This is a genomic window from Streptomyces sp. NPDC012769 (assembly GCF_042901205.1).
Taxonomy (GTDB): domain Bacteria; phylum Actinomycetota; class Actinomycetes; order Streptomycetales; family Streptomycetaceae; genus Streptomyces.
Genome location: NZ_JBIBCP010000008.1, coordinates 118,900 through 132,085, shown reverse-complemented (window position 1 = coordinate 132,085; position 13,186 = coordinate 118,900). Strand labels below are relative to the sequence as shown.

Sequence of the window (13,186 nt, the reverse complement as noted above, 5' to 3'; positions counted from 1 at the left end):
CCGACAGTGGGCAACGCGAACCGCCCGACACGTCTCACGGGCCGGGGTCTCCACCCTACGACGACCCGCCGACACCCGCCGCCGAACGCGACCGGGGCGCCCCGCACGAGCGGGGCGCCCCGGTCGGCAACCGGCCGGTGCCCTACTCCGTCGCGATGGCGTTCAGGACGTTCATCCGGCCCGCCCGGAAGGCCGGGATCAGGGCGGCGAACAGGCCCACGAAGGCCGACCCCACGAAGACCCCGATGATCGTCGGCCAGGGGATGTCCAGGACGCCCAGGCCCTCCAGGGCGAGGAGCCGCTGGGCGGCCGTGCCCCAGCCCATGCCCAGGGCGAGGCCGAGGAGGGCGCCGAAGAGGGCGATGACCACGGACTCCAGGCGGATCATGCGGCGCAGCTGGCGGCGCGAGAGGCCGATGGCGCGCATGAGGCCGATCTCGCGGGTCCGCTCGACGACCGACAGGGCCAGGGTGTTCACGACGCCGAGGACGGCGACGACGATCGCGAGGGCGAGCAGTCCGTACACGATGTTGAGCAGCTGCCCGACCTGGTCCTGCAGGGTCTTCTTGTAGTCGGCCTGGTCGGCGACCTGGTACTGCGGGTAGGGCTTCAGGGCGTCCTTGAGGGCCTGGTAGGCGGCCGTCTCCTGGCCGTCCTTCGCCGTACCGAAGACGATCATGCTGCGGGGCATCCGGTCGTCCGGCAGGTGGCGGGCGGCCGTCGTGATGTCGGTGTACATCACGCCCTTGTCGATGTTGTTGTCGTCGGAGGTGATGGCCGCGACCCGCAGCACGGCCCGCTGTCCGCCGTGGAAGGCGACGGTGAGCCGGTCGCCGACCTTGACGCCGTGCTCGGCGGCGTAGGCGCTGCCGACGGACATGGCGCCCGGGCCGTAGGCGTCCGCGAGCCTGCCCGCGGTGGTGTCGCGGCGCACGTCCTCGGCGTAGGTGGGGTCGGCGGCGACCAGGCCGGTCTTCTTCGCCTTGCCGCGCGGGTCGGTGACGGTGACCTCGACCCACTTGTACTCGGTGACGTGGGCCAGGCCGGGGGCCTTCTCGATGGCGGCCTGGGCCTGCGGCACGATCGGCTGGCCGTTGGTGGACTGGATGATGAAGTCGGCGCCGACGGACCGGTCGAGTTCCTCGGTGGCCGAGGCGACCATGGAGGATCCGACGACCGACAGGCAGGCGACGAGCGCGAGGCCGATCATCAGGGCGGCGCCGGTGGCTCCGGTACGGCGGGGGTTGCGCAGCGCGTTGCGTTCGGCCATGCGGCCGACGGGGCCGAAGACCCGCAGCACGACGGCGCCGAGGACGCGGACGACGCCGCCCGCGAGGAGCGGGCCGACGACGACGAAGCCGAGGAGGGACAGGACGACGCCGAGGCCGAGCCAGAGGGAGCCGGCGCCGGCCTCATCGGCCCGGGTGGCGGTCCACAGCGCGGCGGCGCCGGCGGCGGTGAGGAGCAGGCCGACGACGGCGCGCACGGTGCCGGCCCGGCCGTCGGCGGGCGTTCCGGCGTCGCGCAGGGCGGCCATCGGGGAGACCTTCGCGGCCCGGCGGGCGGGGACGAAGGCGGCGAGGACGGTGACGACGACACCGAGGACGAGGCCGACGACGGGGGTGGTCCAGCGGACGGTGAGGTCCTGGGTGGACAGCTCCATGCCCATCGACGTCATGATCTCCATCAGGCCGACGGCGAGGCCGACGCCCGCCGCGACGCCGGCGAGGGAGCCGACGACGCCGAGCAGCAGGGCCTCGACGAGCACGGACCGGTTGATCTGCCGGCGGCTCGATCCGATGGCCCGCAGGAGGCCGATCTCGCGGGTGCGCTGGGCGACCAGCATGGAGAAGGTGTTGACGATGAGGAAGATGCCGACGAGGAAGGCGATGCCGGCGAAGCCGAGCATGGCGTACTTCATGACGTCGAGGAAGCCGGCGACGTCCTCGCGTCCGGCGTCGGTGGCCTCGGCGGCGGTCTGCAGCTTGTAGCCGGAGCCGACCTTCGCGGCGATGTCCGCCTTCAGCGTCTCGTCGCTGACGCCGGGCGCCGCGTCGACGCTGACCTGGGTGAACAGCCCCTCCTTGCCGAGCAGTTCGCGCTGGGCGGTGGCGGTGTCGTACCAGACGACGGTGGCACCGGGGTTGGTCACCTTGAAGGCGGCGATGCCGGAGATGCGGGCGGTGAAGTCGCCGGTGACGGCGATGGTGCGCAGTTCGTCGCCGATCTTCAGGTGGTGCTTGTCGGCGGTGGCCTGGTCGACGAGGACGTCGGTGGGGCCGCGCGGCTCGTGGCCGGAGGCGATCTCGACCGAACGCAGCTCGTTGGGCGTCCAGTTCCCGGCGATGGTCGGGGCACCGGAGGTCGGGCCGATGTTCTCGTCGCGGGAGTCGACGACGGTGACGGACATCGACACGACGCCGCCCTGGACGGCGCGGACGCCCTCGACGCCCCTGACCTGGTCGACGACGGAGGCGGGCAGGGCCGCGGGGCGGCCGTTCTGCGGTATCTCGTCGTTCTCGGCGGCGTCCTTCGGACTGACGGTGACGGCCGACGCGGTGGTGGCGAAGAGCTTGTCGAAGGTGGTGTTCATGGTGTCGCTGAACACCAGGGTGCCGCAGACGAAGGCGACGGAGAGGAGGACGGCGACGGCGGAGAGTGCCATGCGGCCCTTGTGCGCGAGGAAGTTGCGCAGCGAGGTCTTGAGGACGGTCATGAGGTACGTCCCCGGGCGTCGAAGTCCTTCATGCGGTCGAGGACCTGGTCGGCGGTCGGCGCGTACATCTCGTCGACGATGCGGCCGTCGGCGAGGTAGAGGACGCGGTCGGCGTAGGAGGCGGCGACGGGGTCGTGGGTGACCATGACGATGGTCTGGCCGAGCTCGTCGACGGACTGCCGCAGGAAGCCGAGGACTTCGGCGCCGGCGCGCGAGTCGAGGTTTCCGGTCGGCTCGTCGCCGAAGATGATCTCGGGGCGGGCGGCGAGCGCGCGGGCCACGGCGACGCGCTGCTGCTGGCCGCCGGACAGCTGGGTGGGCCGGTGCTTCAGGCGCTCGCCGAGACCGACGGTGTCGACGACCCGGCGCAGCCATTCCTGGTCGGGCTTGCGGCCGGCGATGTCCATCGGCAGCGTGATGTTCTCCAGGGCGTTGAGCGTGGGCAGCAGGTTGAAGGCCTGGAAGATGAACCCGATGCGGTCGCGCCGGAGCCGGGTGAGCTTCTTGTCCTTCAGGCCGGTGATCTCGGTCTCGTCGAGGAAGATCTGGCCGCCGCTGACGGTGTCGAGCCCGGCGAGGCAGTGCATCAGCGTGGACTTGCCGGAGCCGGAGGGCCCCATGATGGCGGTGAACTGCCCGCGGGCGATGTCCACGTCGACGTGGTCGAGCGCGACGACCCGGGTCTCCCCGGAGCCGTACGCCTTGACGACCTGCCGCGCCCGCGCGGCGACGGCCGTCCTCCCGCCCGTTTCCCCGTGCCGGGGGATGGTCACAGCCGAAGTCACGGTATGTCTCCTATGCATGGATGGGCGCGGTCGATGTCCGTTGCGCGCGTTCGAGTCTGGCCGGGGGGCGGGGGCCGTGGCACTGGTGCCCGGCGCAGTCTTCGCCCTGGGGTTATCCGTAAGAACAAGCTAAGGACAGCGGGTGCCCCGGCTCGTCCTCCGCCGGTACGAACGGCCCCTGGGCTGAATGGGGGAGGCCCCCCTAGGGGTTCCTCCTCCCCCGGTCCGAGTGAGAGGCTGATCCGGGCGCACTTAGATGTACGAAGCATCCGATGGGGTCGGGGAGAGGGGCGGGGCCGGATGGCCGGGGCGACCACGAGGAGGGCGGCGGCGCCGAAGGCGGACGCCACGCGGCGCGGGCCGGTCGTCGCCGCACTGATGCTGGGGATGGCGCTCGCCGCGCTCGACGGCACGATCGTCGCCACGGCCGTCCCGCAGATCGTCGGCGACCTGGGCGGCCTGTCGGTCTTCTCCTGGCTGTTCTCCGGCTATCTGCTCGCGGTGACCGTGACCCTGCCGGTGTACGGGAAGCTCAGCGACACCTTCGGCCGCAAGCCCGTCCTGATCGCGGGCATCGTGCTCTTCCTCGTCGGCTCGCTGCTGTGCGCGTCCGCCTGGAACATGGGCTCGCTGATCGCCTTCCGGGTGGTCCAGGGCCTGGGCGGCGGCGCCCTCCAGGGCACGGTCCAGACGCTCGCCGCCGACCTCTACCCGCTGAAGGAACGTCCCCGCATCCAGGCCCGGCTCTCCTCCGTGTGGGCCACCTCCGCCGTGGCGGGCCCGGCGGCGGGCGGCCTGCTCGCCGGGTACGCGGACTGGCGCTGGATCTTCCTGGTCAACCTGCCGGTCGGGGCGGCGGCGCTCTGGCTGATCGCCCGCCACCTGGTGGAACCGGGCAGGCCCCGGGGGGAGGAGGCGGGAGCCGGGGCGGAGGCGCAGGCCGGGGCGAAGGTCGGGGCCAAAGCGGAGGCGCAGGCCGGGGCCAAGGCAGGAGCGCGGCCACGGGTCTCGGTCGACTGGGCCGGGGCCCTCGCCATCTTCGCGACCGGCACCCTCCTGCTGACGGCGCTCGTCCAGGGCGGCGTCGCCTGGCCCTGGCTGTCGGCGCCCTCGCTCGGGCTGTTCGGCGGGGCGGCGGCGCTCGCCGCCCTGACCGTCCTCATCGAACGCCGGGCCGCCGAACCGATCATCCCCGGCTGGGTCTGGCGCCGCCGGACCATCGCCGCCGTCAACCTCGCCCTGGGCGCGCTCGGCCTGCTCATGGTCGCGCCGACCGTCTTCCTGCCCACGTACGCGCAGGCCGTGCTCGGCCTCGGCCCGATCGCCGCCGGGTTCGTGCTCTCCGCGATGACCCTGAGCTGGCCGGTCACGGCCGCGCTCTCCAACCGCGTCTACACCCGCATCGGCTTCCGCCAGACCGCCCTCCTCGGCATGGGCCTCGCGCTCCTGGTCCTGCTCGCGTTCCCGCTGCTGCCCTTCCCCGGCGAGCCGTGGCAGCCCGCGCTGCTGATGCTGCTGCTCGGCGGGGCGCTCGGCTTCTTCCAGCTGCCGCTGATCGTCGGCGTCCAGTCGACCGTCCCGTACGAGGAGAGGGGCACGACCACCGCCTCGGTCCTCTTCGTCCGCCAGGTCGGCCAGAGCGTCGGGGCGGCGCTGTTCGGCGCCGTCGCCAACGGCGTCCTGGCCGCGCGGCTCGGCGACGGAAGCGGAGGGAACGGAGGAAACGGACGTGGCGGAAGCGGAGGTGGTACGGACCTGGACGGCCTGGTCCGCGCCCTGGAGACCCCCGGCGCGCTCACCGGCGAGGCCGCCGACCATCTGCGCCGGGCGGTCGACGCGGCCGTCGACTACGTCCACCTGGGCGCCGCGGCCGCCGCCGCCCTCGCCGTCCTCGTCCTGCTCACCCTCGCCCCGCGCCGCTTCCCGGTCCTGGAGGACGGCGAGCGCCGGGACGAGGACGCGGCCACGGACGCCGGCGCGGACGCCCCCTAGGAGTTGTCCCCGCCGGACTCCGGCTCCCGCTCCGGCTCCCGCTCCGGCTCCGGCTCCGGCTCCGGCTCCGACCCTTCCGGGTCCTTCCGTTCCCGGTCCTCGCGCTCGGGGCCGGCCACGCGGCCCGTCAGGGCGGCGAGGGAGGAGCGGATGTGCTCCATGTGGGAGTGGATCTCGTCGCGGGCCTCCTCGTGCTCGCGCAGCACCCGCTCGGTCTCGCGCTCGATCCGCTCCCGCTTCAGACGCGCCTCGGCGAGCAGTTCGGCCGCCTTCGCCTCGGCGTCCTCCTGACCGTGCCGGGCGGCCTCCTCGGTCCGGGCCAGGGCGCGCCGGACCTCCGCGAGCCGGGCCTCCGCCTCGGCGATCAGTTCGGCGTGCCGGGCGTCCAGCTCCGCGGCGGCCGACGCCGCCGCACGCTCCGCCTCGTCCCGTACGGTGCGCTGCTCCTCGCGCTGCCCGGCGAGCAGCTCCTCGGCGCGCCGGGCGGTCTCCTCCGCGTACTCCTGCGCCGCGGCCCTGGCCCCCTCCGCGTCCCGGCCGGCCACCGTGCGCAGTTCACCGGCGCGCTCCTCGGCCCGCTCCAGGGTCGCGCGGGCCGCCGCCTCGGCCGCCGTGCGCAGCCCGTCGGCATAGGCACGGGCCGCCTCCTCGGCCTCGCGGGCGGCCGCGTCGGCCGCCTCGGCCAGGGCCTGCGCCTCTGCCTCCGCGTCCCGTACGAGCCGCTCGTCCTCCTGCTCCGCGAGCTCCAGGATCTTCCGCGCCGCCTCGCCGAGGGACTCGTAGCGCTGCGGCTTCAGCCCCGCGACCACCTCGCGCAGCCGGGCCAGCTCCTCCTCCCGCTCCTCGACGAGGAGGGTGAGCAGCTCGGCCCGCTCCCGGGCTCCGTCGCGCTCCTCGGACAGCGCGGCGAGGTAGGTGTCGACCTGCTGCGGGCGGTACCCCCGGCCCCGTCCGACCGCGAAACTCATCCGTGACGCCCCTTCCCTACGAGCTCGCTCGCTGACTTGTACAGGATGCGTCATAAGAACGGACAAAAGACGCCCGACGTGAGCACACGCCGAGCGCCTTTGGTCACATTCCGTCTATGGGCGGTCTACAGCAGCCCGTCCCACATCTGCTCCAGCAGCACCGACCACCAGTTCTCCGGCGACGACAGCGCCGCCGGGTCCAGCATCGCCAACTGCGCCTGGAAGTCGACCGTCCAGCGACCCGCCTGCTCCGGGTTGAGCCCGAACCGCAGGCGCCACATCCGGCCGAGCAGCGCCAGGCAGCGCACGAACTCCGGCAGCCCGGTGTTTACGAACTGCGGCGGCACCGACTGCCCGCCCGGACCGGCCTCCACCGGTACGGCGACGATGTGCGCCGTCCCGTACTGGACACAGATCGCCCGGCCGAAGTCCGAACCGAGCACGAGGTACGAACCCGCGTCCGGCGCCGGCTGCACCTGGCGCTGCGCCGCCAGCTCGGCCAGCGTGGGCACCACCGGCATCGCCGGCTGCGCCCAGAAGAACGGCCCGAAGTCGGCCGGCAGACCCGCCCACACGAGCGTGACCGCCACCAGCTCCGGCACGCCCTGCCGGGACACCGCGCGCTGGTCGAAGCGCAGGATGCCAGGACCGAACGCCCCGGCCAGCTCCTGCGCCACCCCGTCCGGCGGCAGCGGCGGCGCCGGCTGCACCTGCGGCAGCGGCGCCCGCACCGGCGCGGGCCGCGCCGGACCGTCCGCGACCTGGTGCAACTCGCCCTGATGGGTCAGCAGTTGGCGCATGCCCTGCTGACGGCCCGCGTGATCCCGGCCGTACGGCGCGATGTTGGTGATCCGCGCCTGCGGCCAGGTCTCCCGGATCATCCGCGCGCAGTAACCGCCCGGCAGCTCACAGGACTCCAGCTCCGTGTGCAGCTCGAGCACCTGCTGCGGCGGCACGTTCATGGCGCGCAGCTCGTGCAGGATCTGCCACTCGGGGTGCGGCGTGCCCGGCGCGGAGCGGCGGATGATCTGCTGCTCCGAACCGTCGGGCGCGCGGTAGCGCAGCACGGCCTGGTAGCCCGGGCCCACCGTCGGCATCCCGGTCGGCTGCGGCTGCGGATACCCGTACGCGGGCCCGGGGCCGGGCGCGGGGGCCGGCGCGGACACGGGCGCGGGCGCGGGTCCCGGCGGCGGGGGCGGCCCGGGGGGACCGCCCGGGCCCGGGTGGGCCAGCATCGTCGCCGCGTGCGCCACACCGCCCGGCGGCGTACCCGCACCGGCACCCGGCACACCCGGAGGCGGAGGCGGAGGCGGCGGAGCCCCCGGACCGCTCTGACCCGGCAGACCGGCCTGGCCCGGGTGGGCCAGCATCGTCGCCGCGTGCGCCACACCGCCCGGCGGCGTACCCGCACCGGCACCCGGCACACCCGGCGGCGGAGGCGGAGGCGGCGGAGCCCCCGGACCGCTCTGACCCGGCAGACCGGGCATACCGGGCTGGCCGGCCTGGCTCGGGTGCGCCAGCATCGTCGCGGCCTGGTGCACGGCGGGCGGCGGCGTCGCGCCGGGAGGGGCCGGCGGCGCCGGCGGGCCGGGAGGCTGCGGGCCGTCGGGCCCGAGCTGCGACACCAGCTGCGTCCGCACATAGCCGCCGGGCGGCGGCGTCTGCGCCTTGCTGGTCGCCGCGTCGGCGATGTCGGCCGCCCCGGATGCGGACGGCACGGAAGGAGCAGGCGGCGTGGGAGGCGCGGGCGGGGTCGCCGGAGCGGCCGGCGGAGGGGTCATGGGAGCGGCGGGAGCGGACGGCGGCGCGGGCGGAACCTGCGGGCCGCCCTGCCCGAACGTGCCGTCCGTGTTCAGCCGGGGCGCGATCGCGGTCGGCGGCAGCGCGCTGCCGCCCTTCATCAGCGCCGTGGGCGCGTCCGGACCCACCGCCGGCGGCGGAGTGTCCTCGTCGTCCGCCCCCGACAGCGGCGGCGCGAACACCGTCGCCGGCAACGGCACGGCCCCATCGGCCCCGCCCGCGCTGGCGTTCGCGTCCGCCCAGGGGCTCCGCGCGGGCACACCGTCCGAAGCGGTCGGCTCATGACCGCCCTCGGCGACACCGGCCGCCGCCCAAGGCGCAGCCGACACCTCCGGCGCGGCCTCGGCGGCACCGTCTCCCACGGGGGCCGCCCCCGAAGACACCGCACCACCGACGGACGCGCCGGAAGCGTCCTCCGCCTCGGCGACCGGCGCCGGCGCGTCGGCGGAGGCACCGGCCCCGGCCCCGGCCCCGGCCCCGGCGGAACCGTCCACGGACGAACCACCGCCCGAAGCGGCCTCCCACGGCGCGGCCGACACCTCGGACACGGAGTCCCCGGCGGTACCGGCGGAACCCGTGCCGGCGGACGACCCGGCGGCGGCCGACGACCCGTCCGAAGACGCGTTCCCGGCGGACGGGCCGCCAAGCGACGGCGCGCCGGAAGCAAGGTCCGCAGCCACCGCCCCGGCACCGGGCGCCCCCGCCTGCGACGGCGCCGACGACTCAGCCTCCGACGGCACAGCCCCCGGCAGCGCACCCGCGGGAGCCGCACCCTCACCGCCCCCGCCCGGCATCGGCAGCGGCGGCGTGTGCGACGCCGACTCCGGCGACGCGTCCGCGGCCGCCTGGGACGCGTTCGAGGCGACCGGCGGAAGGCCGATCTTGTCCGCCGCCTCCTGGAGCCACTCCGGAGGGCTCAACAGGAACGACGTCTGGTTCAGATCCACCCGTGCCGCCTGCGCCGGAACCGGCGCCGCCGCCTCCGCGGCCGCCGCGCCGTACTCCTCCTCGTACCGGCGGATCACCTCACCCACCGGCAGCCCCGGCCACAGCGTCGCCTCACCACTGTCCCGCGCGATGACCAGACGCTGCCGGCCACCGTCCGGCGTCGGCGCCTCCTCACGGTCCTCCGCCCACACCACGAAACCGAGAGCGAACTCCCGCACCCGCACCTCACGCTGCAGATACGCCGGCACATCGCCGTTGATCCACTCCTCGGCACGCTCCTGCGCCTGCGCGAACGTCACCACAGCCAGCTCACTCCCCCACCGGGACCACGGGCACGGCACGCGCGAAGCCACCGTCCACCATCAGATTCGCCACCGTCTCCAGCTCCGGCGGACTGCCCGCCAACCGCTGCAAGAACGCGTCGAAATCCACACCACAGGGCAGCAGCAGCCGCTCCACCCGTTCGTTCACCGACCAGCCGGCCGCCGCCTCGCCGCCGTCCCGCGCGTCGTCGTACGCGCAGAACCACACCGAACCGACCGCCTCGCCCTTCACCTTCACCGCGAGCAGACCGCCCTGCACGAAGGCCACACCCAGGAAATCCTTCGTCAGATGGTCACGAAGGCACTTGTTGACATAGACCAGGTCATTGACCCCCGCCTCCTCCCGCACCGTGAAGAACGGCTGGTCCACCAGAAGACCCAGCTCCGCGTCCAGCGCCGTACCCACCGGCGCACAACCGCCCGCCGCCTTCAGAAACGACCGGTACGCACCCGGCAGCCGGTAACCCAGGTCCTCCTCCACACCCTGCACCTGCTGCTCCGACACCGAAGCCCCGCGCTTCGGCAGCCCGAAATGCACCGGCCGGGTCTCCTGCAGCGGCCGCGTACCCCGCTTCGACTGGTCCACCGACGTCGCCGTCGCCACCCCGCCGTGATGCCGCAACAACGCCTTCACCTCGACCGGGACCAGCTCCAGACGCCGCGAATGCGCCACGTGGTGCCACGTCCAGCCGTGCGGCGTCGCCACCGCCGGAATCGTGTCCCACAGCTCATGACCCGTCGCGGCCAGCGCCGCATTCGCCGACACGTAATCCGTCAGGCGCAGTTCGTCGACCCCGAAACCCTCCGGAGGATCGGCGATCTCCGCCGCCGCCCGCGCGTACGGAGAGAAATCCGGATAGCCGCGCTCGTCCACCCGCACCCCTCGGGGATGACGGGAGGCCCGGACCGGATCCGGGAAGTGCACGACCTGCCCGGCGTACGCCGCGTTCGGCGGCACGGTGTCCTGGCCGAGCCGACCTGTCGTCATGGCGGTTGCCCCCTGAGTGGCTTTCTACTGGCTGGTCCGCACAGCCTAAGCGGTGCCACAAGGCCCCGACCCTGCACGATGCACGCATCCCGCCCACGGTGACCAAGTGTCACGACGGCATGACAGCACCGCCATGGTTCCGACACACCGAACGCACGATTACGCGCCCCAGCTTCCCCATCCGGCACCGCGTTTGGCAGGCTGTTCACGCAACTCGGGGGATTGCAGGAGGGGAAGACAAGCACCATGCACGCAAGCACGACACCGGCACCACCACCCACACAGGGTGACCCACGCCTCAGCTGGGGCAGCGACACCGACACCCACCGCGCCCCCTTACTGCGACACCGCCGGGACGGAATCCTTCCCACCGTCGGCGCGGCCCTCTCCGTCCGCGGCGAGACGCTCACCTGCACCGCCGCCCGCGGCGACCTGCCGCCCGCCCTTCACCCGCTCGTCCAGGACTTCCTCGACACCCTCACGAGCGGCCAGCGCGAACGCTTCACCGGACGATGTCCCGAAGCGATCCTGCTCTCCCGGCACCTCACCGCCGCCGAGAACGCGCGCTCCAGGCGGGCCCAGCGCAAACCACTCACCCACAGCGAGGCCCGCCGCTCCCTCAAGCACGCCAAACTCACCGCCCGCCGCATCCGCGAGGACGGCGACCCGCTGCACGGCAGCTACGCCGCACCCTGCCGCTCCTGTACGGCGATGCTCGCGCACTTCGGAGTCCGCACCGTCGACCCGACCACCGCCCAGAACGGCTGAACCCCACGCCCATGCCCGACCTGAACAGCACCCGCTTCCCCGTCAACGTCGACGCCGCCCTCCGCGAGGCCGGCTGGCAACCCGGCCGATGGGACATCAAGCTCGCCGAACAATGGGCCGACACCCTCCGCGGCCACGTCACCCCCGCCGGACACCGCCACACCGTCTTCCCCGCCGTCGTCGAGGCCTGGGCCGAATTCGGCGGCCTGCGCGTCACCGCCCCCGGCCACGGCCGGCAGATCGCCCCCGCGACCGTACGCTTCGACCCCCTCGCCGGACTCCACCTCGCCCGCACCCTCGGCGACCTCGGCCGCGCCCTCGACACCGAGCTCGCCCCCCTCGGCGAGGAGACCGACGACGACGAACAGCGAGCCGTCCTCGCCATGGACATGGAAGGACGCGTCTACAGCGTCGACCACACCGGCGACTGGTACCTCGGCCGCGACATCGACACGGCCCTGTCCACCCTGATCACCGGCACCCAGCCCACCCGCCTCATCCAGGCCCCCCAGGGGCCTCACACCTGAGGCGTCAGGCCCCCGCCGCCACCGCCGTATCCCCCGCAGCCACCGGCAGCACCGCGCTCACCCGGAAACCACCCGCATCCGTCGGCCCCGACACGAACACACCCCCCAGCCGGGACACCCGCTCCCGCATCCCCACCAGACCATTCCCCCCACTCGGCAGATCCGCACCGGCCGCCCCCGCCGCCGACGGACCGTTCTCCACCTGCATCGCGACCTCCGCCTCCCGATGCGCCAGCCGCACCACGACCTCCGCACCCGCCGCATGCTTGTGGACGTTCGTCAACGCCTCCTGCACCACCCGGTACGCCGTCTGCTCCACCTCTGCCCCATACCGCCGGCGCTCCCCCATCACCACCAGCTCCACCACCACACCCGCCTGCCGCGACTGCTCCACCAGCGCCTCCAGCGAATCCAGACACGGACCGCCGTCCTCCGCGGCCGCCTCCGCCGCCGCGGCCGCCGCCCGGCCCACCGCCGCCAGCGGCAAGGACTCCGACCCGGCCGACGCCACCGGAGCCCCCTCCCGCAGCACCCCCAACATCTCCCGCAACTCCGTCAACGCCTGCCGACCCATATCCCCCACCAGCGCCGCGTTCCGCACCGCCTTCTGCGGATCCTTCAACGCCACCGCCTGCAACGCCGCCGCATGCACCACCATCAACGACACCCGGTGCGCCACCACGTCATGCATCTCCCGCGCGATCCGCGTCCGCTCCTCCTGACGCGCCCACTGCGCCCGCTCCTCCGCCCGGTCCGCCAGCAGCGACAACTCCAGCTCCAGACTGTCCGCGCGCTCCCGCAACGACTCCATCAGCCGACGCCGCGCACCTATGTACAGACCGAACAACACCGGCGGAGCATTCAGCCCCAACGTCATGAAGATCGACACCACCGGCACGTACCAGCCACTCGGATCGAAATCCGGCTGCCCCGCGTCCGCCTGCGCCACGTCCTGCCGCAACCGCACCACCGTCACGACGTACACGGCGACCGTCGACATCCCCGCCAACGCCGCCGTATAACGCCGGGGAACCTCCGACGCCGCCAGCGAATAGAGACCGACGATCCCCATCAGATAGCCCATCTCGGCCGGCGTCACCGCGATCGAGACGAGCACCACCGTGATCGGCCACCGCCGCCGCACCAGCAGCACCGCCCCGACCACAAGCCCGAACAGCACCCCCACCGGCACCGGCAACGACGCCCGCTGCGCGAACCCGACCCCCTCAAGCCCACACTCCAGCGCGGACACGACGCCCAGCGCCCCGTCCAGCACCACACTGCGCCGTCTCTCCCACCACCACCAGCTCTGACGGGCCCCCTGCGTGCCCGCCGCGTCCTGGTCTGCCCCCGTTGCGGTCATGCCTTCCA

9 protein-coding genes are annotated in these 13,186 nt (G+C 73.7%); 3 read left to right on the top strand and 6 right to left on the bottom strand.

The window, feature by feature from the left end; translation table 11 throughout:
• Positions 1–142: 142 nt before the first annotated feature.
• Entirely contained in the window at positions 143–2,716 is a 2,574-nt protein-coding gene (locus tag ACFY7C_RS33965; protein WP_389658491.1) for an ABC transporter permease, read from the bottom strand.
• Positions 2,713–3,501: an ABC transporter ATP-binding protein gene (locus tag ACFY7C_RS33960; protein WP_389658488.1), complete on the bottom strand. Its 789-nt coding sequence runs from the start codon at positions 3,499–3,501 to the stop codon at positions 2,713–2,715. Before ACFY7C_RS33960 ends, ACFY7C_RS33965 begins: the two co-directional genes overlap by 4 nt.
• Positions 3,502–3,801: 300 nt before the next feature.
• Here ACFY7C_RS33960 and ACFY7C_RS33955 point away from each other — a divergent pair, with 300 nt between their 5' ends.
• Positions 3,802–5,493, top strand: coding sequence for an MFS transporter (locus ACFY7C_RS33955; RefSeq protein WP_389658485.1), 1,692 nt, complete (start codon positions 3,802–3,804; stop codon positions 5,491–5,493).
• Here ACFY7C_RS33955 and ACFY7C_RS33950 read toward each other — a convergent pair.
• The 3 genes from ACFY7C_RS33950 to ACFY7C_RS33940 all read right to left on the bottom strand — a co-directional run bounded on the left by ACFY7C_RS33950 (position 5,490) and on the right by ACFY7C_RS33940 (position 10,520).
• Positions 5,490–6,461: a cellulose-binding protein gene (locus ACFY7C_RS33950; protein WP_389658483.1), complete on the bottom strand. Its 972-nt coding sequence runs from the start codon at positions 6,459–6,461 to the stop codon at positions 5,490–5,492. The two genes, ACFY7C_RS33955 and ACFY7C_RS33950, sit on opposite strands and share 4 nt — an antisense overlap.
• Before the next feature lie 125 nt (positions 6,462–6,586).
• Complete coding sequence (locus tag ACFY7C_RS33945; RefSeq protein ID WP_389658480.1) at positions 6,587–9,511, bottom strand: SUKH-4 family immunity protein; 2,925 nt, start codon at positions 9,509–9,511, stop codon at positions 6,587–6,589.
• A gap of 7 nt (positions 9,512–9,518) precedes the next feature.
• Positions 9,519–10,520 carry an SMI1/KNR4 family protein gene (locus tag ACFY7C_RS33940; protein ID WP_389658477.1) on the bottom strand — a complete coding sequence of 334 codons (1,002 nt, stop codon included), beginning with the start codon at positions 10,518–10,520 and terminating at the stop codon, positions 9,519–9,521.
• Between the two features lie 246 nt (positions 10,521–10,766).
• On the opposite strand from ACFY7C_RS33940, the gene ACFY7C_RS33935 reads away from it, so the two are divergent.
• Together ACFY7C_RS33935 and ACFY7C_RS33930 are read left to right on the top strand one after the other, a co-directional pair.
• On the top strand, positions 10,767–11,288 hold the full coding sequence (locus ACFY7C_RS33935; protein ID WP_389658474.1) for a YwqJ-related putative deaminase: 522 nt from the start codon (positions 10,767–10,769) through the stop codon (positions 11,286–11,288).
• Positions 11,289–11,299: 11 nt separating this feature from the next.
• Complete coding sequence (locus tag ACFY7C_RS33930; protein ID WP_389658471.1) at positions 11,300–11,815, top strand: SUKH-3 domain-containing protein; 516 nt, start codon at positions 11,300–11,302, stop codon at positions 11,813–11,815.
• A 4-nt stretch (positions 11,816–11,819) separates the two neighbouring features.
• Here ACFY7C_RS33930 and ACFY7C_RS33925 read toward each other — a convergent pair whose 3' ends face one another.
• Entirely contained in the window at positions 11,820–13,178 is a 1,359-nt protein-coding gene (locus ACFY7C_RS33925; protein ID WP_389658468.1) for a sensor histidine kinase, read from the bottom strand.
• Positions 13,179–13,186: the final 8 nt, after the last annotated feature.